A 23,036-nucleotide genomic window follows, 5' to 3' on the forward strand; every position below is an offset into this window, starting at 1 on the left:
CGCGAACGGCGGGTGGGGGTGCCCCCGCCGAGATCGCCTCCGAACAAGTCGGTGGGGGTGTCGCCGCCTCGCTCGACAGGCGCCCACCACTCGGTCTGGCTGTTGCTCACCAGTGCGTCACTCCAGAGTCGTCCGTCCGTCCCTGCGGTCCCCCCTCGCGTTGCCGGATCGCGCGTCCCCCGGGTCGGCAACGACCCTTTCCCCCGGGCGTCGCCCGGTCGCGCGTTCCGCATCCAACGCGGACTGCAGGATCACCACCGCGGCCGCCTGATCGACGACCTGCCGGTGGCGGCGCCCGGATCGGCCGGACGCCTGGAGCGCGTGATGCGCGGTGACGGTGCTCATCCGCTCATCGACGAGTCGCACCGGGATCGGAGCGACAGCCTGCGCCAGTGCCACAGCGTACGCGCGCGCGGCCTGCGAGGCTGCACCTTCGGCTCCCGACAGGTGTCGTGGCAGCCCGACGTACACGAGAGCCACACATCGGTCGCGTGCCTCGTCCACGATCGCGGCGACGTCCTTGGACAGCTGTCCAGCGGGCGGACGTGCGCCGTCGCGGGCCAGCGTCGCCACCGGCGTGGCGATCAGGCCGTCGGGGTCGCTCGACGCGAGACCCACGCGCACGCTCCCGACGTCGACCGCGAGCCGCGACCCGCGCACCACGACCTCGCCCGGGTCGGGCGCCTGGTCGGGTGCGCCGTCCGGCTCGCCGTCCGTCGGACCCACGCGCCTATCCCGCCAGCGCGGAGGCGACCGCCGCGAGGGCCTCGACGAGCCTGCTCGCGTCGGCACCGCCGCCCTGCGCGAGGTCGTCCTTGCCGCCGCCACCGCCGCCGAGCACGCCGGACGCGACCTTGACGAGCGCACCGGCACGCACACCGGCGGAGCGCGCCGCGGCGTTCGTCGCGACCACCACGACCGGGCGTCCCTTGCTCGTGCCGCCGACGGCGACCACGGCGGGCTCGGCCTCACCGAGGCGACCGCGCACGTCGAGCACCAGGGCGCGCAGCTCGTCGGGCGAGGCGACCTCGCCGGCGTCGTGCGTCACGAGCCGCGTGCCACCGACCGTCTTCGCCGAGCCCGCGAGGCCCGCCGCCGCGGCCAGCAGCTGCTGCGCCCGCAGCGCGGCGAGCTCCTTCTCGGACTCCTTGAGCCGCGTGAGCATCGACGACACGCGCTCGGTGAGCTCGTCCGGGCGCGCACCGAGCAGGCCCGAGAGCTGTCCGACGAGCGCGTGCTCGCGCGCCTGGAACCCGTACGCGCCCGCGCCGACGAGCGCGTCCACGCGTCGCACGCCCGAGCCGATCGCCGACTCGGACAGCAGCGTGACGAGACCCAGCTCGCCGGACCGCTTGACGTGCGTGCCGCCGCAGAGCTCGAGCGACCAGCCGTCACCGATCGAGACGACGCGGACCTCGTTGCCGTACTTCTCGCCGAACAGCGCCATCGCGCCCTTCGCGCGCGCCGCCTCGAGCGACATGACGGAGTCGGTCACCTCGAGGTCGTCCTGGAGCCGGTCGTTGACCCGCGCCTCGATCTCGCCCATGACCTCGTTCGGCACCGCCGACGGCGACCGGAAGTCGAACCGCAGGCGGCTCGGCGCGTTGAGCGACCCCGCCTGCGTCGCGTGCTCGCCGACGTGCTCGTGCAGCGCCTTGTGCACCAGGTGCGTCGCGGTGTGCGCGCGGGCGATCGCCTGCCGGCGGCCGCGGTCGATGCGCGCGACACCCTTCTCGCCCACGGTCGCGGTGCCGTCGACGAGGCGTCCGCGGTGCACGGACAGGCCCTTGATCGGAGCCTGGACGTCGTCGACCTCGATGCGCGCGCCGCCCTCGAGCAGGATCACGCCCTCGTCGGCCTGCTGGCCGCCGGACTCCGCGTAGAACGGGGTCACGTCGAGCACGACCTCGACGTCGGCGGGTGCGGTCGCCGCGGGCACCGCGACGCCGTCGACGAGCAGCCCCGCGACCTGCGAGTCCGTCTCCGCGTCGGTGTAGCCCGCGAACCGCACCGCGGTGCCCGTCTCCTCGACGAGCGCGCGCTGCAGGTCGGCGTAGACCGCCGTGTTGGCGTGACCGGTCTTCTTCGCGAGCGCGTCCGCGCGCGCCCGCGCCTTCTGCTCCGCCATGAGGCTGCGGAACGCGGGCTCGTCGACCTCGACGCCCTGCTCGGACGCCATCTCGAGCGTGAGGTCGATCGGGAAGCCGTACGTGTCGTGCAGCTGGAACGCCTTCTCGCCGCTGAGCACCGGCGAGCCGGACTCCTTCGCCGAGGCGACCGCCGTGTCGAGGATCGTGGTGCCCGACGCGAGCGTGCGGCGGAACGCCTCCTCCTCGCCGTACGCGACCTGCGCGATGCGGTCGAAGTCGTCCGCCACGTTCGGGTACGACGCGCTCATCGCGTCGCGGCTCACGGGCAGCAGGTGCGGCAGCACCGGCTCGTCGACGCCGAGCAGGCGCATCGAGCGCACCGTGCGTCGCAGCAGGCGGCGCAGCACGTAGCCGCGACCCTCGTTCGACGGCGTGACGCCGTCGCCGATCAGCATCAGCGAGCTGCGCACGTGGTCGCCCACGACGCGCATCCGCACGTCGTCGCCGTCGACCGCGCCGTACCGGCGCCCCGTCAGCTCCTGGGCGCGCTCGATGACCGGGAAGACCTCGTCGATCTCGTAGAGGTTCTGCTTGCCCTGCAGCAGGTACGCGATGCGCTCGAGGCCCGCGCCGGTGTCGATCGCCTTCTGGTCGAGCTCGCCGAGCAGCGGGTAGCTCTTGCCCGAGCCCTCGCCTCGGATGAACTGGTCGAAGACGAGGTTCCAGATCTCGAGGTACCGGTCTCCGCCGGGGTCGACGGTGCCGCCCACCGCGTCCGGGCCGTACTCGGGCCCGCGGTCGTAGTGGAACTCGGCGCAGGGGCCCGCCGGGCCGGGCTGGCCCGTGTCCCAGAAGTTCTCCTCGCGCGGCAGGCGCACGATGTGCCGGTCGTCGATGCCGACCGAGCGCAGCGCGTCGGCCGCCTCCGCGTCCTGGTCCCAGATCGTGACCCAGAGCCGGTCGCCGTCCAGGCCGTAGCCGCCCGCGTCCTGCGACGTCGTCAGCAGCTCCCACGCCAGCTCGACGGCGCCCTGCTTGAAGTAGTCGCCGAACGAGAAGTTGCCGTTCATCTGGAAGAACGTGCCGTGCCGCGTGGTGCGGCCGACGTTCTCGATGTCGTTCGTGCGGATGCACTTCTGCACGCTCGCGACGCGCGGCCACGGCGCCGGCTGCGTCCCGAGGATGTACGGGATGAACGGCACCATGCCCGCGATCGTGAAGAGGATCGAGGGGTCGGGCGAGATGAGCGAGGTCGACGGAGCGATCGCGTGATCCTTGCTCGCGAAGTAGTCGAGCCAGCGCTGGCGGATCTCGGCGGTCTTCATGGTGTCCTTCGTCGGTCGGCCCGAGCGGTACCGGGCGGGGGCGCCGGAGCGCCCGGGTGGTGATGGTGAGCGCACGACGCGCTCGTGGTGTTCCCAGGATGCGCCCTCGTCAGAAGAAGGCGGCCTCCCCGTCGTCGTCCGGGTCCTCCGTGGGACCGGCCCAGTCGGCGGGCACGCGTGGCGCGGCCTCGTGGCGGCCCGGACGGCCGAACGCCTGGCGGAGCTCGTCGGTGCGCTGCGCCCGCGACGCACGGAGCGCGTCGACGTCGGCGTCACCGATGAGGTCGTGCCGCAGCTGGGCCTCTCGCTCCGCGACGGCGTCCGCGAAGTCGCGGCGCGCGTGCGCGAGGGCGGTCGCGAGGCGGCCGACCCCGGCGGCGGCCTCCGCGGTGCCGGCCGGCGCGTACGCCTCGAGCAGCTGGCGACCCTTGCGGATCACCACGACCGTGACGACGACGCCGACGCCGACCCAGACGAGCCGGCGCATCAGCGACCCTTCCGCAGGCCGGCCGACAGCCCGGCGAACGAGCGGCGCACGCCGTAGGAGAAGGCGGCCACGCGGACCAGCGGGCCACCCAGCGTCGCGGCGAACAGCGAGGTGAGCGCGGCGACGTTCTCCGAGACCTGCGCGGCGGCCGTGGTCACGGTGTCCACGCGCTCGAGCTGCGTGTTCGAGGACGCCACGAGCGCCGCGGCCTCGTCGAGCACCGGCACGGTGTGGTCGGTGAGCTCCTTGACGGAGTCGCGCGTCTCGTCGAGCACGCGTCCGAGCTTCAGCAACGGCACCGCGCACAGCCCCACGAGCAGCACGAACGCGACCGCGGCGATCAGCCCCGCGATGTCTCCACCCGACATTGACGCCTCCTCGTCGAACCCGCGCGAAACCCTACCGTCCCCGGGCCGTCGCCCAGGAACGCGAACGCCCCGCCGGCGGCTGCGCGGCGGGGCGTTCGACGACGTTCGTCAGCGGGCGTAGTACTCGACGACCAGCTGGACCTCGCACGTCACCGGGACCTCGGCGCGCTTGGGGGCACGCGTCAGCACGGCCGACAGCTTCTCGAGCTGGACGTCCAGGTAGCCCGGGACGGCCGGCAGCACGTCGCGGTGCGCGCCGGCGGCGGCGACCTGGAACGGCGTCGTGGCCTGGCTCTTCGGCTTGACCTGGATGGTCTGGCCGGGCTTCACGCGCAGCGACGGGCGGTCGACGATCTTGCCGTCCACGAGGATGTGGCGGTGCGTGACGACCTGGCGCGCCTGCAGGATCGTGCGGGCGAAGCCGGAGCGCAGGACGAGCGCGTCGAGGCGGGTCTCGAGGTTCTCGACGAGCGCCTCACCGGTCAGGCCCGGGGCCTTGCGGGCGTCCTCGTACGCACGGGCGAGCTGCTTCTCGCGGAGCGCGTACTGCGCGCGGAGACGCTGCTTCTCGCGGAGACGGACCGCGTAGTCCGACTCGGTGCGACGACGCGCGCGGCCGTGCTCGCCCGGGGGGTAGGGGCGCTTCTCGAAGTGCTTGACGGCCTTCGGCGTGAGCGCGAGGCCGAGGGCGCGGCTCAGGCGCACCTGGCGGCGCGAACGGGTGACACTGGTCACGGTTCTGCTTCCTGTCGTTGTTGACGTCACACCCGCAAGGCCGGTGCGTTGCGGGCGTGGGGCCGACCATGTGTGCGCGGCTGCGGAGCGTGCTGCGCGGGCTAGGACCCCAGGTGGCCGTCGGGCCTCGGCTGACAGCCGGTCCGGACGACCGCCCTACTGTACCGGCAAACGTCCGCAGGCCCGAATCCGGCTCGAGGCCACCGGCCCGTCTGCCCTCCGACGCCCCGGCGCGGCGCCGACCTGTGCTGCGGCTGGCTCAGGCGTCCGGTCCGTCGCCCCCCAAGATCGAGCGGATGCGCGCGAGCCGGTCGGTGACCTGGCGCTCGAACCCGCGGTCGGACGGCTCGTAGTAGTGCGTGCCGGCGAGCTCGTCGGGCAGGTACTGCTGGGCCGCCACCGCATGGGGCTCGTCGTGCGCGTAGACGTAGCCCTGGCCGTGGCCGAGCTTCTGGGCACCCGCGTAGTGCGCGTCGCGCAGGTGGGCCGGCACGGAGCCGATCCGGCCCGCGCGGACGTCGGCCAGCGCGCGGTCGATGCCGACGTACGCCGCGTTCGACTTCGGCGCGGTGGCCAGGTGGACCACCGCCTCGGCCAGGATGATCCGGGCCTCGGGCATGCCGATGAGCGCGACGGCCTGCGCCGCGGCGACCGCCGTCTGCAGCGCGCTCGGGTCCGCCATCCCGACGTCCTCCGCCGCCGCGATGACGATCCGCCGCGCGATGAAGCGCGGGTCCTCCCCCGCCGCGATCATGCGCGCGAGGTAGTGCAGCGAGGCGTCGACGTCGCTGCCGCGCATCGACTTGATGAACGCGCTGATGACGTCGTAGTGCTGGTCGCCGTCCCGGTCGTACCGGACCGCCGCGACGTCGATCGCGCGCTCGACCGTCGCGAGGTCGACGACGACCGGGCCGTGCTCGTCGTCGTCGCCCGGCTCGTCCTGGGCCGAGAGCGCCGCGCCGGCTGCGGCCTCCAGGATCGTGAGGGCCTTGCGCGCGTCTCCGCCCGCGAGACGCAGCAGGTGCTCCTCGGCGTCGCGCTCGAGCTCGACCCCACCGGCCAGGCCGCGCTCGTCGTCGACCGCGCGGCGCACGAGCGCCCGGACGTCGTCGACGGACAGCGGCTGGAGCGTGAGCAGGAGCGAGCGGGACAGGAGCGGCGAGTTCACGGAGAACGACGGGTTCTCGGTGGTGGCCGCGACGAGCGTGACCCAGCGGTTCTCGACGCTCGGCAGCAGCGCGTCCTGCTGCGCCTTGGTGAAGCGGTGCACCTCGTCGATGAAGAGGACCGTCTCGGTCCCGTCGGTCGCGAGCCGCCGGCGCGCGTCGTCGATCACCGCGCGCACGTCCTTCACGCCGGCGGTGACGGCCGACAGCTCGACGAAGCGCCGGCCGGAAGTCGAGGCGATGAGGTAGGCGAGCGTGGTCTTGCCCGTGCCCGGCGGGCCCCACAGCACGACCGACGTCGGTGCGGCGCGGCGGGCCGCCTCGGACGCCGGCTCGACGAGGCGCCGCAGGGGCGAGCCGGCGACCAGGAGGTGCTCCTGCCCCGCGACCTCGGTCAGCGTCCGGGGACGCATCCGGACCGCGAGCGGCGCACCCTCCCGCACAGCCGGCAGGCCCTCGGCGGTCGACGAGGCCGCGCCGAACAGGTCGTCGAACAGATCCACGGGTTCGAGCCTACGCAGCGACACCCACACTCCCCGCCTCGGACCCGCGCCGGTCGCCGCGGCCGGGAAGCGGCTCGCGATCTGCGACGATGACGCGGTGTTCGCCCGTCTCGGTCGCGCCGTCGCGCTGCGACCCCGCGTCGTCGTCGCCGTCTGGATCGTGCTCGCCGTGCTCGGCTACGCGCTCGCCGTGCAGGGCGTGCACGGCGAGAACCTGTTCGAGCGCCTGCACACCGGCGCGCCCACGGTGCCCGGCTCCGAGAGCGCCGCAGGCCGCGCGATCCTCGACGACCAGGACGACTCGGGCGCCTCGCTGACGCTCGTGCTGCAGGGCGTCGACGTCAGCGACCCGGCGGTCGCGGCACCCGTCGCAACCGCGCGCTCGCAGGTCGCGGCGATCCCGGGCGTCGCGTCGGTGGTCGACCCGCTCGCGCTGCCGGACGGCGCGGACAACGCGGCAGCCGCCCCGCTCGTCGCCCGCGACGGGCAGGGCATGCTGATGATCGCGCAGCTCGAGCCCGGGCTCTCCGACGAGGCGCAGCATCGCGCGCTCGGTGCCGTCGAGGCGCGGTTCGCGCAGGTGCCCGCCGACCTGCACGCCGTCGCACCGGAGGCACGCGGCATCGTCGGCGGCACGACGCTCGTCGTCAGCGCGATCACCGAGCAGGTCAAGAGCGACCTGCGCACGGGCGAGGCCATCGCGCTGCCGATCGCGCTGCTCGTGATGCTGCTCGTGTTCGGCGGCTTCCTCGCGGCGGCGATGCCCCTGGCGGGCGCGATCGCCTCGATCGCGGGCGGGCTGGCCGCGCTGCTCGCGCTCTCGTACTGGATCGACCTCGACTCGTCCGTCGTCAACGTCGTCACGGTGCTCGGGCTGGGGCTCTCGATCGACTACGGCCTGCTGATCGTGTCGCGCTTCCGCGAGGAGCTGACGGCGATCATGGCCGACGAGGGCGGCACCCGGGCGCGCCGACGGCGCGGCGACGGCGCCGTGCTGACGGCGATCGAGGCCACCATGGCGACCGCCGGCCGGACGGTCGCCTTCTCCGCGCTGACGGTCGCCATCGCGATCGCGGGGCTGCTCGCGTTCTCGCCGCCCATCCTGCGGTCGTTCGGCGGCGCCGGCGTCGCGATCGTCCTCATCGCCCTGGCCACGGCGATGACGCTCGTGCCCGCGCTGCTCGCCCTCGCGGGGCGCCGGCTCGGGAAGCCGTCGGTGATCGCGCGTGTCCCGCTGCTGCGGCGCGTCTTCGTCCGCACGTCGGACGTGCAGCACGACGACGGCCTGTTCTCGCGGCTCGCCGCCTGGACGCAGCGGCGCCCGTGGATCGTGCTCGCCGGGACCCTCGTGCTGCTCGGGGTGCTCGCCGCCCCGCTCGCGCACATCGAGCTGCGCAACTCGACGACCGAGCTCCTGCCGCTCGGCAGCCAGCAGCGTGAGTACGTGCAGGTGCTCGCCCGCGACTACCCCGCCGCGACGTCGCCGGCGATCACGGTCGTCGCGCAGGGCCAGCTGGCCGAGGTCCAGCCCTGGGCGCAGCAGCTCGGCGAGCTCGACGGCGTGGCGTCGGTCGACCCGCCGAAGGCCTCGGGCTCGTACGTGACGGTCGGCGTGCGGCCGGCGTCACCCGACGGGGGCGGCCCGACGGCGCGCCAGGTCGTGCGAGAGATCCGCGCGCTCGACCCGCAGTTCCCCACGTGGGTCACCGGGCAGGCGGCCTCCGAGATCGACTTCACGCACGCGGTCGGCGAGGGCGCTCCGTGGGCGATCGCGATCGTCGCGCTCGCGACGCTCGTCCTGCTGTTCCTGATGACCGGGTCGGTCGTCATGCCCGTGAAGGCGCTGCTGACCAACGCCGTCTCGATCGCCGCGTCGCTCGGCGTCCTCGTGTGGGCGTTCCAGGACGGGCACCTCGCGGGGCTCCTGAACTTCGAGCCGACCGGCGGCATCGAGACGTACGTCGTCGCGCTCGTGATCGCGTTCGCGTTCGGGCTGGCCATGGACTACGAGGTGTTCCTGCTGTCGCGGATCCAGGAGCTCGTGCGCGCCGGGGTGCCCAACGACGAGGCGGTTCGCCGCGGGCTGCAGCGGTCGGGCCGGATCATCACGTCCGCCGCGGCCATCGTCGTGGTGGTGTTCGCCGGGTTCGTCGCGGGCAAGCTGCTCGTGATCAAGGAGGTCGGCTTCGCGCTCGCCGTCGCGGTGACGGTCGACGCGACGGTGGTACGCCTGCTGCTCGTGCCCGCGACGATGACGCTGCTCGGCCGGTGGAACTGGTGGGCTCCCGCGCCCCTGCGCCGGCTGCACGAGCGCTGGCACCTCGTGCACTGACGCTGGTCCGGACGGGTGAGGTCGCGGCGGGGTACGCCGGCTCGGCACGTCGGTGTGCGGTAGGACTCCGCTATGAGCCGCAGCACCCCCGCGACCCGTCGGAGCGACGGGCAGCCGCCGCGCGCCGCGGACCGGCCGGCTCCCGGGCGGCGGTGACGGAGTGCCGTCGCCGCTGCCCGTCGACCGGGTCGTCGCCCGGCGACGCCTGCTCTGGGCCTGGGTGGTCACGCTCCTGGCCACGGGCGAGCTCGCCGGACGCATCGCGTTCCTCCAGCCGTACGCGCGCTCCGACGACCCGTTCACGCATGCCACCGCGGCGTGGATCTTCTTCTGGCTCGCGCTCGAGACGATCCTGCTGGTCACCGTCGTCGTGTGGCAGTGGCGGCGCTGGCTGGCTGTCCGCCCCGTGGTGCTGCCCGTGGACGCCACGCGCGCCGTCGCCGCCGGCGTCCCCGAGCTGGACGAGCCGTCGGGGGCGCACCTCGGGCTCTCGGGGCAGGTCGATCCGCCGCCTCGCTGGTGAGGGACGCGCGGGGCCGTCCGCGTCGCCGTCTCGTCAGGCCGGCGGCCGCGCGGACCCCGCGGGGCCGTACGAGTCGAACTCGGCGTGCCCGACGAAGCCGAGCCGCTCGTAGATCCGCCGCGCCGCGTGGTTGTCCGCGTACATGCCGAGGGACACCCACGCCGCGCCCCGCTCGAGGCCCGTCCGGGTCGCAGCCGCGGTGAGCGCGCTGCCCCAGCCGGACGTCCGCGCCGCGGGTCGCACGCCCAGCCCGTGCAGGTGCCAGGACGCGCCACCCGTCGGTCGGCCGCCGCGCAGCGATGCACCGATGACGCCGAGGAGCTCGCCGTCTGCGGCGCGCGCGCCGAACCACGCGGCCTCGCCGTCGGCGCTCGGGTCGGCGGACGTCGACGGGTTGGCGGCGGCCAGGCAGGCGCGGATCGCCTCGGCGTCGGCCCGACGGTCGAGCTCGACGACCGAGCCACCGTCCGCGCGTCGCGGCATCGCCGGCGCGACGTCCGTCACGAGCCAGTCCCACGACGAGAAGCGCTCGAGACCGAGCGCCGCGAGGACGGCCGCGCCGGGCTCGGTGCCGCGCGGGACGCTCATCCACCCCGCGGGCACGATCCGACCGCGTGCGAGGCGCTCGTCGAGCAGCCCGCGGACACGCGCCGCGTCACCTCGGCCCACCACGGTGGTCCCGGGCCGGCGCGCCGCGACCGAGAGCAGCACGGCGTCGTCGTCGCCGTCGGCGTGCTCGATCGAGTACACCGCAGCGTCCGACAGGACGAGCCGGTCCGTCCGCCACCGCTCGGGCAGGCGGACCGAGGTCACGACGCGGTCGGAGCCCCGGCCGGGGCCGCCTGCTTCGGCTTGGCGTCCACGCCCGCCTCGCGACGCTGCTCCGCCGTGATGGGGGCCGGCGCGCCCGTCAGCGGGTCGTAGCCGCCGCCGGACTTGGGGAACGCGATGACGTCGCGGATCGACTCGGACTTCGTCAGCAGCGCGACGATGCGGTCCCAGCCGAACGCGATGCCGCCGTGCGGCGGTGCGCCGAACTGGAACGCGTCGAGCAGGAAGCCGAACTTCTCCTGCGCCTCGTCCGGGCCGATCCCCATGACCTCGAAGACGCGCTGCTGGACGTCGCGGCGGTGGATACGGATCGAGCCGCCACCGACCTCGTTGCCGTTGCAGACGATGTCGTAGGCGTAGGCGAGCGCGCGGCCCGGGTCCTGCTCGAACGTGTCGATCCACTCGGGCGTCGGCGACGTGAACGCGTGGTGCACCGCCGTCCAGGCGCCCTCGCCGACCGCCACGTCGTCGTCCTCGCCCGTGGGCTTGAACAGCGGTGCGTCGACGACCCAGACGAACTCCCACGCGTCGTCGTCGATCAGCCCGCCGCGGCGCCCGATCTCGAGGCGCGCCGCGCCGAGCAGCGCCCGCGCCTCCGACGTCTTGCCCGCGGCGAAGAAGATCGCGTCGCCCGGGCTCGCACCGGTGGCCGCCACCAGCCCGGCGCGCTCGTCCTCGGAGATGTTCTTGGCGACCGGGCCACCGAGCTCGCCGTCGTCACCGACCGTCACGTACGCGAGGCCCTTGGCGCCGCGCTGCTTGGCCCACTCCTGCCACGCGTCGAACCCGCGGCGCGGCGTCGAGGCGCCGCCCGGCTGGACGACCGCGCCGACGTAGGGCGCCTGGAAGACGCGGAACGGCGTGCTCGCGAAGTACTCGGTCAGCTCGACGAGCTCGAGCCCGAAGCGCAGGTCCGGCTTGTCACTGCCGTAGCGGGCCATCGCGTCGCCGAACGTCATGCGGCGGATCGGCGTCGGGATGTCGACGCCCGCGAGCGCCCAGAGCGCGGTGACGATCTGCTCCCCGAGCGCGATGACGTCGTCCTGCTCGACGAAGCTCATCTCGATGTCGAGCTGCGTGAACTCCGGCTGGCGGTCCGCGCGGAAGTCCTCGTCGCGGTAGCAGCGGGCGATCTGGTAGTACCGCTCGAGGCCGGCGACCATCAGGAGCTGCTTGAACAGCTGCGGGGACTGCGGGAGCGCGTACCAGGAGCCCGGCGCGAGGCGAGCGGGCACGACGAAGTCGCGCGCACCCTCGGGCGTGCTGCGCGTCAGCGTCGGCGTCTCCACCTCGACGAAGCCCTGGGCGTCGAGCACCGCGCGGGCGGCGGCGTTCGCCTTCGCGCGCAGTCGGATGGCGTGCGCGGGTGCCGGGCGGCGCAGGTCGAGGTAGCGGTACTTGAGACGCGCCTCCTCGCCGACCGGCTCGTCGAGCGACGTCGACACCTGGAACGGCAGGGGCGCCGACTCGTTGAGCACGACGACCTTGGCGGCGACGACCTCGATCTCGCCCGTCGCGAGGTGAGCGTTCTCGTTGCCCTCGGGACGGCGGCCGACCTCGCCCGTCACCTGCAGCACGTACTCCGCGCGCAGCCCGTGCGCGACCGCCTCGTCGCGGACGACGACCTGCGCGATGCCGGACGCGTCACGGAGGTCGACGAAGGCCACGCCGCCGTGATCGCGCCGCCGGTCCACCCACCCGGTGAGGGTGACGGTGGTGCCGATGTGCTCGGCTCGCAGCGAGCCGGCGTCGTGGGTGCGCAGCACGGAAAGGGCCTTCCGGTCGAGTGGGGTGGCGTCGGTCGATCCTAGTGCCCGGTGCGCCGAGGGCCGCCCGACGACTGCCGCGCGTGAGCGCTCGGCCGCGGGTCAGAACAGCGTGGGCTGCGCGATCCCGGGTATCGCGGCCTCGGCCGTCGCGAGGCTCGGCAGGCTGCCGGACGGGAAGGCACCCTCGCCCCACCGCTCGTCGCGACCCCGACGGTGACCCGCTCCCCCGGCGAAGCCGTGCCGGACGAGCAGCGGGCGCACGCGGTCGCCGAGCCACCTGACGTACTCGGCGGGCGCGTAGGCCCGCGGCCCGTACAGGGCCTCGTACCGCCCGACCAGCGCGGGGTGGTGGTCGCGCAGCCAGCCGAGGAACAGCGGCTTGACGCTCCCCCGCAGGTGCAGCGGGAGCACGGTGACCCCGGTGGCGCCCGCCTCGGCGAGCCGGCCGAGCACGTCGTCGAGGTGCTCGACGGTGTCCGTCAGCCACGGCAGCACCGGCGCGACCATCACGCCGCACCCCAGCCCGGCCTCGCGGACCGCGCGGATCAGGTCGAGCCGGGCCCGCGGCGTGGGCGTGCCCGGCTCGAGCGCCTGCTGCAGCTCCTCGTCACCGACCGCCAGGGACACCCCGATGCCGACGCGCACCTGCTCCGCGGCTGCGGCGAGCACCGGGAGGTCACGCTTGAGCAGCGTGCCCTTCGTCAGGACCGACAGCGGCGTGCCGTTCGACGCGAGCGCCTCGACGATGCCGGGCATCAGCCGGTAGCGGCCCTCCGCGCGCTGGTACGGGTCGGTGTTCGTGCCGAGCGCCACGTGCTCGCGCGCCCAGGACGGCCGGGCCAGCTCGGTGCGCAGCACCTCGACGACGTTGGTCTTGACGACGATCTGCGACTCGAAGTCGTGGCCGGCGTCGAGGTCGAGGTACTCGTGGGTGGGGCGGGCGAAGCAGTTGTGGCTCACGACCCCGTTGGCGATGAAGTCGCCGGTGCCGGTCGTGATGTCGCGCATCTCTGTGTCGACGCCGAGGTCCTCGACGGAGACGACGTGCAACGGCGCCGCGCTCTTGATGGCCGCACCCGCGACAGCGAGCTTGCGGGTGATCGCCGGGTCCACGAGGTGCACGAACCTGCGGACCGCCGGCAGACCCCCCAGGAGCCGGACGTTCCGCACGCCGTTCGGTGCCGGCGGCTCCAGAACGGTACGGAGGTCGATCGCGCCGAACGCCGCCATCGTGTGGTCGAGCATCGCCGCGTCGCCGTTGCTGATCCGCACGACGCCGCCGCTCGAACCGCCTTCTGCGTCGAAGATGCCCGCGAGGAATCCCCTCTGCCACTCGAGCTCCGGACGCTCCGGCCACGCGATCACCCGCTCGATCTGGTCGAGATGCGCGGCGCGCGCGGTGTGGATCGCGGTCATCGCTCGGCGATGTGCAGCGCCGGGGAACGGCTTCCGGTGGGTCGGTAGGCCGACCTCCTCGAGCATGCGCTGCGTCCGGTCGAGCGCCTCGGGGTCCGCGAACGCGAGCCGGAACGCCGTCACGTTGTTCAGGGCGCCCGTCCGACGCACGTAGGTGCGCCGGAGGATCATCCCGTCGCCGCGGATCATCCCGGTCAGGTATCCCTGCCGGTACGACGCCGTCTGGCGCGCGACCGGCACGTTGCTCAGTGATCCGAGCCCGAAGCCGATGAGCTTGTCGTTGTGCGTCAGATGGGGTCGCCGCCCAGCGCCCGAGCCCGTTCCCGTGACGTGCTTCCAACCGCGCGTGGTCCTGAACCTGTGATCGCCGCTCGCGACGATCCACGTCCCGTCCGCGAGGGTCACCCGGTAGGCGCGCTTGCGGGTGCTCCACACATCGAGCACGGGCGTCTCGACGTACCGGCGGTAACGGCCCTCGGCCTTCGTGCCGAGCACCAGGTCGCCCGCGACAAGCGCGCCGATGGCTCGCTGCCGGCCGTCAGCCATCGTGACCAGCGTGTCCGGATGGAGACAGTAGGCACAGGCATGGCTGCAGCCCCGCATCGGGTTGATCGTCCAGCGGAACGGCATCTGCGACGCCGCGGGCACCTTGTTGAGCGCGCTGCGCGCCTGGACCTCGTGGAACGTGATGCCCGCGAAGTCGGGAGTCCGGACCGTCCGCACGAGCCCCCGGAGCGCGAGCCCGGGCAGGGCCGGGTCCTCCACCTCGAGCTTCTGCGCGTCCCACCGCATACCACGAGTCGAACACGTGTTCGATGGCACGTCAAGCGTCTTGGGTGTGGCGCGGCGCGACCGAGGGTCGAACCATGAGCGCTTCCGTGACGAACGACCGAGCACTGGCCCGTCGCCCCGGGGTCGAGGTACTCGTCCTCGCGGTGCTCGTCGTCGTCAACCTGGCCGTCGGCGCCCTCGATGGCCTCGCCGCGCAGCAGGGCGTCGACGGCTGGGACGCCGACGCCAACAAGGTCCCGTGGACGCCGCCGAACGGCGTGTTCGCGCCCGTCTGGACGGTCCTGTACGTGCTGATGGCGGTCGCCGCGTGGCTGGTCTGGCGGCGCGGCGGCTGGTCGGAGGCGTCGGGCCCGCTGACGCTCTACGTCGTCCAGCTCGCGCTCAACGCCGCCTGGACGCCCGTCTTCTTCAACGGGCGCCTCGTGTCCTCGTGGCCACGGCCGTCGCGTTCAGCCGTCACAGCCGGGCGGCCGCAAGGCTGCTCGTGCCCTACCGCGCGTGGGTCGCGTACGCGACGACGCTCAACCTCGGCGTCGCCGTCCTCAGCTGAGCGCGGGCTCCGCGCGGGGCCACCAGTCGTCCGCCGGGGGCTCCCACGTCGCGGCGTCGGCCGGCACCTGCTCCCCCGACCGGATGTCCTTGACCTCGTCGCCCGCCTCGCCCGCGAACCACACGAACGGGATGCCGCGACGGTCGGCGTGGCGGATCTGCTTGCCGAACTTGGCGGCGCTGGGCGCGACCTCGACAGGGATACCGCGGGACCTGAGCGCCGCGGCGACCGCGTCGGACTGCGGCCGGGCGTCCTCGTTCGTCACCGCGACGAGCACGGCGCTCGGCACCGAACGCGTGGCCCGCACGAGCCCGCCGCCGATGAGCCGCGAGACGAGGCGTGACACCCCGATCGAGAGCCCGACGCCGGGGTACGTGGTCGCGCCGTCGGACGCCAGGGTGTCGTACCGCCCGCCAGAGCAGATCGAGCCGAGCTGCTCGTGCCCGACCAGCACCGTCTCGTAGACGGAACCCGTGTAGTAGTCGAGGCCGCGGGCGATCTTCAGGTCGGCGACCACGACGCCCGGCGCTCGGACGGTGGCCGCGGCGATGAGCGCACCGAGCTCGTCGAGGCCCGTGTCGAGCAGCTCGTGCGTGACGGAGCGCGACGCGGCGAGCGCGCGCACCCGGTCGACGACCGTCGCGTCGTCGCCGCTGATCGCCGCGAGCTCGAGGCACGCCGCGGCCTGCTCGGGGGACGCGCCGGCCTCGGCCACCAGCAGGCGGGCGACCTCGTCCCCGCCGACCTTGTCCAGCTTGTCGATGCTGCGGAGCACGGCGTCGACGTCGTCGAGCCCGAGCCCGCGGTAGAAGCCCTCGGCGACCTTGCGGTTGTTGACGAGGATGCGCACCGGCGGCACGCCGATGTCGCGCAGCGCGCCGAGCGCCTCGGCCATCACGAGCGGCAGCTCGACCTCGTAGTGGTACGGCAGCTCCCCTGCGCCGACCACGTCGATGTCGGCCTGCACGAACTCGCGGAACCGGCCGTCCTGAGGACGCTCGCCGCGCCACACCTTCTGGATCTGGTAGCGCCGGAACGGGAACGCGAGGTGGCCGGCGTTCTCCAGCACATACCGCGCGAACGGCACCGTCAGGTCGAAGTGCAGGCCGAGCTGGTCACCCCGGTCGGGTGCCGCGGCGTCCTCCTGCAGGCGGCGCAGCACGTAGACCTCCTTCGAGGTCTCGCCCTTGCGCAGCAGCTGGTCGAGCGGCTCGACCGCGCGCGTCTCGACGCCCGCGAACCCGTGCAGCTCGAACGTCCGGCGCAGCGTGTCGAGCACGTGCTGCTCGACGATGCGCCCGTCGGGCAGCCACTCGGGGAATCCGGACAGGGGGGTCGGTCGCGCCATGGCCCCCGATCCTTCCAGACGGTCGGGCCCGCGCGGACCGATGCCCGGCCCGGCGGCGGCTCGTCAGCCGAGGAGGAACGGGTTGGTGCGCAGCTCGCGCCCCATGGTGCTCGTCGGACCGTGACCAGGAACGACGACCGTGCCGGGGTCCAGGCCGCGCACCACCTCGGTCAGCGTGCGGGCCATGCGCCGCTCGTCGCCGCCGGGCAGGTCCGTCCGGCCGATCGTGCCCGCGAACAGCACGTCGCCCGTCAGCGCGAGCGGCGTCCCGTCGTCGAGCTCCGTGAGGTAGAGCGTCGAGCCCTCGGTGTGCCCCGGCGCGTGACGCGCGACGAGGTGGACGCCGCCGAGGTAGAGCTCGACGTCGGGCGTGGGGTCGTCGTCGACCGCGCCGAACGTCTCCACGCGGCTCGGGGGCCGGTACGACGCCGGGTCGCGCCCGACGCTCGCGAGCGCCTCGGCCAGCGGGCCCCGCGGGTCGTGCGGCGCCGACCCGAGCACGCCGAGCGTGCCGAACGGGTCACGCAGCCGGTACGCGTCGGCCGCGTGCAGCACGACGGGCACGTCCCAGGCGTCCGCGAGCTGCGCGGCGTCCCACGTGTGGTCGGCGTGACCGTGCGTCGCGAGGACCGCCGTCGGCCGCACGCGTCGCGCGGCGACGAGACCCGCGACCTCGGCGGCCACGCCCGCGCCGGCGTCCACCACGACGCAGCGCGCGTCCCCGTCGACGAGCAGGTGGCACCACGCCCCGAAGACGGCGCCTCCGATGCTCACGAGCTGCACCGGCCCAACGTAGCCGGGGCTCCGTCGGCCGGCGACGCATCCGGGCGCCGACCTGCGTGGCGGCGGGACCCGCTCGCTTGCCTAGACTGTGCCGAGTCCCTGGGTGCAGCGCGGCAGGACGCCCCTGCCGTCGTCGTGATGCGAGGAGCGTGCGTGTCGACCAAGCGCGAACGTGAGTACGAGCGCCGCCGGTTCGAGAAGTGGCAGCAGCGTCAGGTGGAGGCGCGCGCGCGTCACCGCCGGCAGCGCGTGCTCGCCGGCTCGATCGCCGGCGGCGTCGTCCTCGTCCTCGCGGTCGTCGTGTGGATCGCCGTAGCGAACGGCGGCTCGTCGGCCGCGCAGAGCCCGACCCCCACGCCGACCTCGACGCTCTCGGCACCCGACCCCTCCGTCGCGGGCGACCGCACCTGGACGGGCGACATCACGTTCAACGGCGGCAAGGTCGGCATCTCGCTCGACGGCCATGCCGCGCCGCAGGCGGTGGCGAACTTCACCACGCTCGCCGCGGCCGGGTTCTTCGACGACACGAAGTGCCACCGCGTCACGACCGAGGGGTCCGGGCTGTACGTGCTGCAGTGCGGTTCCCCTGACGGCACGGCCTCCGGCACCCCGGGCTACACCTGGGGCCCGATCGAGAACGCGCCGAGCGACAACGTCTACCCCGCCGGGACCATCGCGATGGCCCGCGCCGGGAACGACGCCAGCTCGATGGGGAGCCAGTTCTTCATCGTCTACCAGGACTCGACCATCCCCGCCGACTCGGCCGGCGGCTACACGATCTTCGGCAAGGTCACGTCCGGGCTGCAGGTGATCAAGGACATCGCCGCCGCCGGGACCGCCGACGGCCAGCCCGACGGCGCTCCGAAGAACGACGTCATCATCCAGAAGGTGGAGACCCAGTGACCCAGAACCCGACGTCCTCCTCCCCCGAGCCTGACGAGGCCCCCGAGGTGACCGTCTCCACCACCGAGACGACCGACGCCGCACCCGCGACCCCGAGCCACCTCGCTGACGGTGACGTCGCGACGGCAGAGACCGGCGCACCCGAGGGCGAGGGCGCGACGGCAGAGACCGGCGCGCCCGAGGGCGAGGCCCGGACGGCCGAGGCCGGCGAGCCTGAGGCGGCTCAGCCTGAGGCTGACGGTGCGACGGCCGGGGAAGACGAGCCGGCCGCCGCGGCGCCGACGGCCGAGGCCGACGAGCCCGCGGCCGGCGGTTCCGCGTCCGAGGCCGAGGAGCCGGCCGCAGACGCCGACGAGATCGCAGCACCCGCGCCCGAGGCCGACGCGCCCGCCGAGGAGGCCCGTGCGGCCGTGACCGGTCGCCCTGCTGACGACGCCGCGGCGCCTGCCGACGGCGACGCCGAGCCGTCTGAGGCCGCCACGCCGGCGGACGAGCCCGCCGCTCCCGCGGACGAGGCGCCTGCGGCGACCCCCAGCCCCGCCCCGGCGCCGCGCCCGACGCCCGGCCCGCACCCGACGCCCGCCTCGATCCGTCCGGTGCCGCGTCCCCCGGCCGTGCAGGCACCCAGCCAGCCCGCGGCGGCTGCACCCGCGGCGCCCGTCGCTCCCCCGGTCGACGCGGCGGAGGCCGCGCACGCCGCGACGTTCGGTCGCGTCGACGAGGAGGGCACGGTCTACGTCCGCGAGGCCGCGGGCGAGCGCGCCGTCGGGCAGTTCCCGGGCGCGAGCACCGAGGAGGCGCTCGCGCTCTACGTGCGGCGGTTCCTCGACGTGCAGGCCAAGGTCTCGCTCTTCGAGCAGCGCCTCGGCGCGACCGACCTCTCGATCAAGGAGATCGACCAGACGCTCGCGCGGCTGACCGAGGAGGTGGCGGAGCCCGCGGCCGTCGGCAACCTCGACGGCCTGCGCGCGCGGCTCGAGGCCCTGCGCGGGACCGCCGCCGAGCGTCGCGCCGTGGCCGAGGCCGAGCGCGCCGCCGCGCGCGAGACCGCCGTCGCCGCCCGCACGGCGATCGTCGAGCAGGCCGAGAAGATCGCGTCGACGGATCCCTCGCGCATCCAGTGGCGACCGGCGGGCGAGCAGCTCCGTGCCCTGCTGGACCAGTGGAAGGACGCGCAGCGCTCGGGTCCGCGCCTGGACCGGCCCACCGAGGAGTCGCTCTGGAAGCGGTTCAGCCACGCGCGGACGACGTTCGACCGCGAGCGTCGGCACTTCTTCGCCGAGCTCGAGAGCCGCAACACCGCGGCGAAGGACGCCAAGGAGCGGCTCGTCGCCGAGGCCGAGAGCCTGTCGTCCAGCACGGACTGGGGCGCGACGGCGGGCCAGTTCCGCGACCTCATGACGCAGTGGAAGGCGGCCGGCCGGGCGAGCCGCGCCGACGACGACGCGCTGTGGGCCCGCTTCCGGGCCGCTCAGGACACGTTCTTCGCTGCGCGCGACGCGCAGGCTGCCGCCACGGACACCGAGTTCCGCGCGAACCTCGAGGTCAAGGAGCAGCTGCTGAGCGAGGCCGAGGCGCTCGTCCCCGTGCGTGACCTCGCGGCCGCGAAGGCGTCGCTGCGCTCGATCCAGGACCGCTGGGAGGCGGCTGGCAAGGTCCCGCGGGGCGACATCCAGCGCATCGAGGGTCGCCTGCGGGCCGTGGAGTCCGCGGTGCGCGAGGCCGACCAGTCGCAGTGGCGGCGCACGAACCCGGAGACGCGCGCCCGCGCCGAGGGTGCCGCCGCGCAGCTCGAGCAGGCGATCGCGGGCCTCGAGGCCGACCTCGCCCAGGCGAAGGCCGCCGGTGACGCCCGCAAGATCGCGGACGCGCAGGCCGCGCTCGACGCCCGACGCGCCTGGCTCGAGCAGGTCCAGCGGGCCGCGCAGGACGCACGCGGCTGACGCACGCCACGACCTCCGCGGGCACCGAGCCGTCCACCGACGGCCGGTGCCCGCAGTCGTCCACAGCCCCGCGCCCGGAGGCGCTCGGCCACGAGGTCCCCCGGCATCCTGACGGGATGACCGCCCTGGCACCGTTTCGCAGCCGCCCCGCCCACGTGCCGGTGCCGTCGACCGTGCGCCGCGAGGACGTCGGCGACGCGGCCTGGTTCGGGCTGCTGCGCGACGGCGTGCTGCGGCCGCTGTGGCAGGACGTCGCGGTGCGCGCGGACCTCGCGGAGACGCCCGAGCTCCGTGCGCGCGGCCTGTCGCCGCTCGTGCCGACGCGCGCCGTCGTGGGACGAGCCAGCGCCGCGTGGGTGCACGTCGGCGGACCGCTGCCGGCGCGCGTCGACCTGCTGTTCGCGCCGGGAAGCCGGCGCACCGACCCGCACCCGCTGCGCACCGCGGCCGAGGCCCACCTCTCCCCCGGCGACGCCCAGCCGATCGGACCCGTTCGCGTCACGTCCGTGCAGCGGACCGGCCTCGACGTCGCGCGGAGCGAGCCCCCCGCGCGGGCCGCGCCGCTGCTCGCGGCGCTGCGTGGCGTCGGCTTCGACCCGCTGCTCGCGCTCGACGAGCTCGCCCGGCTCGGGCCGGCGCGCGGTGTCCGGCGCGCCCGGACCGTGCTCACCGACTGCGCACGTGCGGCACCCGGCTGAGCCAGCACCGCACCGCCGGCGGGCGGGCGCCCCGCTGCGGCCCGCGGACGGCCGTCCCTGAGGCGACCGCGAGGCGTCACGGCGCCGACGCCGCGGTCAGGCCCGGACGACCGGCGTCTCGGCCGCCTTCGCGCCCGTGATCCGGTACACGTCGAACACGCCCTCGACCTTGCGCACGGCGGCGAGCACGGACGCGAGGTGCGACGGCTCCGCCATCTCGAACACGAACCGCGACAACGCGACCCGGTCCCGGGACGTCGACACCGACGCGGACAGGATGTTCACGTGGTGGTCCGAGAGGACCCGCGTCACGTCGGAGAGCAGCCGGCTGCGGTCGAGCGCCTCGACCTGGATCTGCACGAGGAACAGCGACGAGCTCGTGTGGCTCCACTGCACGTCGACCATGCGCTCCGGCTCGCGCCGCAGGCTCTCGACGTTGATGCAGTCCGTCCGGTGCACGCTGACGCCCGCACCGCGTGTCACGAACCCCACGATGTCGTCGCCCGGCACCGGCGTGCAGCACTTCGCGAGCTTGACCCACACGTCGTCGACGCCCTTGACGACGACCCCGGGGTCGCCGGTCCGGACGCGCCGCGCGGTCGGGCCGGGGCGCGCCGTCTCGGCGAGGTCCTCCTCGGTACCCGTCTCGCCGCCGAGCGACTGCACGAGCCGCTGCACGACGTTCGCCGCCGACACCTGGCCCTCGCCCACCGCCGCGTACAGCGCGGAGACGTCGGCGTAGCGCATCTCGTTGGCGAGCGCGACGAGCGCCTCGTGCGAGAGCAGCCGCTGGATCGGCAGGTTCTGCTTGCGCATCGCCTTGGCGATCGAGTCCTTGCCGTGCTCGACGGCCTCCTCGCGGCGCTCCTTGGAGAACCACTGGCGGATCTTGTTGCGGGCACGCGGGCTCTTGACGAACCCGAGCCAGTCGCGCGAGGGCCCGGCCGTCTCGGACTTCGACGTGAACACGTCGACCACGTCGCCGTTCTCGAGCACCGAGTCGAGCGGCACGAGCCGGCCGTTGACGCGCGCGCCCATCGTCCGGTGGCCGACCTCGGTGTGGACGGCGTACGCGAAGTCGACGGGCGTCGAGCCCTGCGGCAACGCCATCACGTCGCCCTTCGGCGTGAAGACGTAGACCTCGGAGCCCGCGATCTCGAAACGGAGCGAGTCGAGGAACTCGGTCGGGTCCGCCGTCTCCTTCTGCCAGTCCACGAGCTGGCGCAGCCACGCCATGTCGTTGCTCGCGGTGTCCTGCGCCCCGCCGGAGCCCTTCGCGCTCTCCTTGTACTTCCAGTGCGCGGCGACGCCGTACTCCGCGCGGCGGTGCATGTCGTGCGTGCGGATCTGGATCTCGACGGGCTTGCCGCCGGGCCCGATCACCGTGGTGTGCAGCGACTGGTAGAGGTTGAACTTCGGCATCGCGATGTAGTCCTTGAACCGGCCGGGCACCGGGTTCCACCGCGCGTGCAGCGCGCCGAGCGCCGCGTAGCAGTCGCGGACCGTGTCGACGAGCACGCGCACGCCCACCAGGTCGTAGATGTCCGTGAAGTCGCGGCCGCGGACGATCATCTTCTGGTAGATCGAGTAGTAGTGCTTCGGCCGGCCCGTCACGGTGGCCTTGATCTTCGCGGTGCGCAGGTCGGCGCCGACCTGCTCGCGGACGACGGCGAGGTACTCCTCGCGCGCGGGCGCGCGCTCGGCGACGAGGTGGACGATCTCGTCGTAGACCTTGGGGTACAGGGTCGCGAACGAGAGGTCCTCGAGCTCCCACTTGATCGTGTTCATGCCGAGCCGGTGGGCCAGCGGCGCGTAGATCTCGAGCGTCTCGCGCGCCTTCTTCTCGGCGGACTGCGGCGAGACGAACTTCCAGGTGCGCGCGTTGTGCAGCCGGTCCGCGAGCTTGATGACGAGCACGCGGATGTCGCGCGCCATCGCGACGACCATCTTGCGGACCGTCTCGGCCTGCGCGGCGTCGCCGTACGTCACCTTGTCGAGCTTCGTGACGCCGTCGACGAGCATCGCGACCTCGGGGCCGAACTCGCGGCGCAGCTGCTCGAGCGAGTACTCGGTGTCCTCGACCGTGTCGTGCAGCAGTGCCGCCGCGAGCGTCGAGGGCGTCATGCCGAGCTCGGCGAGGATCGTCGCGACGGCGACGGGGTGCGTGATGTACGGGTCGCCGCTCTTGCGGAGCTGCCCGCGGTGCGCCTTCTCGGCGACCACGTACGCCTGCTCGACGACCGTCAGGTCGGCCTTCGGGTGGTTGGTGCGGGCCGCCTGGAGCACGGGCTCCAGCGCGGGGAACGCGGGGCCGCCGCGCGAGCCGAACCGGGCGAGTCGCGCGCGCACCCGGCTCGCCGACAGCGCAGCGCTGTCGGAGGCGTTGCCCGTCGCGACATCGGACGTCCGGACGTCGTCGGCCATGCGCACCCCCTTGCTGGACAGGCGGTCAGTCTACGTCCCGAGGCACGCAG

At 74.1% G+C, this 23,036-nt stretch carries 18 protein-coding genes and 1 pseudogene; 7 read left to right on the forward strand and 12 right to left on the reverse strand.

Features of this window, described 5'->3' with window-relative positions:
- Positions 1–117: 117 nt before the first annotated feature.
- The 6 genes from ruvX to QRT04_RS00625 form a co-directional block, all read right to left on the reverse strand.
- Positions 118–663: a Holliday junction resolvase RuvX gene (gene ruvX / locus QRT04_RS00600; protein WP_289452944.1), complete on the reverse strand. Its 546-nt coding sequence runs from the start codon at positions 661–663 to the stop codon at positions 118–120.
- Positions 664–730: 67 nt separating this feature from the next.
- Positions 731–3,415, reverse strand: coding sequence for an alanine--tRNA ligase (gene alaS, locus QRT04_RS00605; RefSeq protein WP_289452945.1), 2,685 nt, complete (start codon positions 3,413–3,415; stop codon positions 731–733).
- A 109-nt stretch (positions 3,416–3,524) separates the two neighbouring features.
- Positions 3,525–3,902 carry a hypothetical protein gene (locus QRT04_RS00610; protein ID WP_289452946.1) on the reverse strand — a complete coding sequence of 126 codons (378 nt, stop codon included), beginning with the start codon at positions 3,900–3,902 and terminating at the stop codon, positions 3,525–3,527.
- Positions 3,902–4,270 carry a DUF948 domain-containing protein gene (locus QRT04_RS00615; protein ID WP_289452947.1) on the reverse strand — a complete coding sequence of 123 codons (369 nt, stop codon included), beginning with the start codon at positions 4,268–4,270 and terminating at the stop codon, positions 3,902–3,904. The genes QRT04_RS00610 and QRT04_RS00615 overlap by 1 nt, the downstream gene beginning before the upstream one ends.
- 108 nt (positions 4,271–4,378) lie before the next feature.
- Complete coding sequence (rpsD, locus tag QRT04_RS00620) at positions 4,379–5,005, reverse strand: 30S ribosomal protein S4 (protein WP_289452948.1); 627 nt, start codon at positions 5,003–5,005, stop codon at positions 4,379–4,381.
- Positions 5,006–5,264: 259 nt separating this feature from the next.
- Entirely contained in the window at positions 5,265–6,668 is a 1,404-nt protein-coding gene (locus QRT04_RS00625) for a replication-associated recombination protein A (RefSeq protein ID WP_289455668.1), read from the reverse strand.
- 103 nt (positions 6,669–6,771) lie between these two features.
- Between QRT04_RS00625 and QRT04_RS00630 the strand changes: the two genes are divergently transcribed.
- Both QRT04_RS00630 and QRT04_RS00635 read left to right on the forward strand, forming a co-directional pair.
- Positions 6,772–9,006, forward strand: coding sequence for an MMPL family transporter (locus QRT04_RS00630; protein ID WP_289452949.1), 2,235 nt, complete (start codon positions 6,772–6,774; stop codon positions 9,004–9,006).
- Positions 9,007–9,166: 160 nt separating this feature from the next.
- Positions 9,167–9,529: a hypothetical protein gene (locus QRT04_RS00635; protein WP_289452950.1), complete on the forward strand. Its 363-nt coding sequence runs from the start codon at positions 9,167–9,169 to the stop codon at positions 9,527–9,529.
- 33 nt (positions 9,530–9,562) lie between these two features.
- On the opposite strand, the gene QRT04_RS00640 is transcribed toward QRT04_RS00635, so the two are convergent.
- The 3 genes from QRT04_RS00640 to QRT04_RS00650 form a co-directional block, all read right to left on the reverse strand.
- Complete coding sequence (locus QRT04_RS00640) at positions 9,563–10,342, reverse strand: GNAT family N-acetyltransferase (protein WP_289452951.1); 780 nt, start codon at positions 10,340–10,342, stop codon at positions 9,563–9,565.
- On the reverse strand, positions 10,339–12,126 hold the full coding sequence (gene aspS, locus QRT04_RS00645) for an aspartate--tRNA ligase (protein WP_289452952.1): 1,788 nt from the start codon (positions 12,124–12,126) through the stop codon (positions 10,339–10,341). Before aspS ends, QRT04_RS00640 begins: the two co-directional genes overlap by 4 nt.
- Positions 12,127–12,228: 102 nt before the next feature.
- A complete protein-coding gene (locus tag QRT04_RS00650; protein ID WP_289452953.1) occupies positions 12,229–14,337 on the reverse strand; it encodes an intein-containing Rv2578c family radical SAM protein in 2,109 nt (702 codons plus the stop codon).
- A 74-nt stretch (positions 14,338–14,411) separates the two neighbouring features.
- Here QRT04_RS00650 and QRT04_RS00655 point away from each other — a divergent pair.
- Both QRT04_RS00655 and QRT04_RS00660 read left to right on the forward strand, forming a co-directional pair.
- Positions 14,412–14,696: pseudogene (locus QRT04_RS00655) on the forward strand (TspO/MBR family protein); the annotation flags it as partial.
- Between the two features lie 71 nt (positions 14,697–14,767).
- Positions 14,768–14,887 (forward strand): tryptophan-rich sensory protein, encoded by a 120-nt coding sequence (locus QRT04_RS00660; protein WP_289452954.1) that lies wholly within the window; start codon positions 14,768–14,770, stop codon positions 14,885–14,887.
- Here QRT04_RS00660 and hisS read toward each other — a convergent pair.
- Entirely contained in the window at positions 14,880–16,235 is a 1,356-nt protein-coding gene (hisS, locus tag QRT04_RS00665) for a histidine--tRNA ligase (protein WP_289452955.1), read from the reverse strand. The two genes, QRT04_RS00660 and hisS, sit on opposite strands and share 8 nt — an antisense overlap.
- Positions 16,236–16,298: 63 nt before the next feature.
- On the reverse strand, positions 16,299–17,018 hold the full coding sequence (locus tag QRT04_RS00670) for an MBL fold metallo-hydrolase (RefSeq protein ID WP_289452956.1): 720 nt from the start codon (positions 17,016–17,018) through the stop codon (positions 16,299–16,301).
- A 153-nt stretch (positions 17,019–17,171) separates the two neighbouring features.
- On the opposite strand from QRT04_RS00670, the gene QRT04_RS00675 reads away from it, so the two are divergent.
- From QRT04_RS00675 to QRT04_RS00685, 3 genes are all read left to right on the forward strand, one after another.
- Complete coding sequence (locus QRT04_RS00675) at positions 17,172–17,921, forward strand: peptidylprolyl isomerase (RefSeq protein ID WP_289452957.1); 750 nt, start codon at positions 17,172–17,174, stop codon at positions 17,919–17,921.
- Positions 17,918–19,864, forward strand: coding sequence for a DUF349 domain-containing protein (locus tag QRT04_RS00680; RefSeq protein WP_289452958.1), 1,947 nt, complete (start codon positions 17,918–17,920; stop codon positions 19,862–19,864). The genes QRT04_RS00675 and QRT04_RS00680 overlap by 4 nt, the downstream gene beginning before the upstream one ends.
- 116 nt (positions 19,865–19,980) lie before the next feature.
- Positions 19,981–20,562, forward strand: coding sequence for a hypothetical protein (locus QRT04_RS00685; RefSeq protein ID WP_289452959.1), 582 nt, complete (start codon positions 19,981–19,983; stop codon positions 20,560–20,562).
- A 96-nt stretch (positions 20,563–20,658) separates the two neighbouring features.
- On the opposite strand, the gene QRT04_RS00690 is transcribed toward QRT04_RS00685, so the two are convergent.
- A complete protein-coding gene (locus QRT04_RS00690) occupies positions 20,659–22,986 on the reverse strand; it encodes a RelA/SpoT family protein (protein ID WP_289452960.1) in 2,328 nt (775 codons plus the stop codon).
- Positions 22,987–23,036 lie beyond the last annotated feature (50 nt).

This window comes from Cellulomonas alba (assembly GCF_030362835.1).
Taxonomy (GTDB): domain Bacteria; phylum Actinomycetota; class Actinomycetes; order Actinomycetales; family Cellulomonadaceae; genus Cellulomonas; species Cellulomonas alba.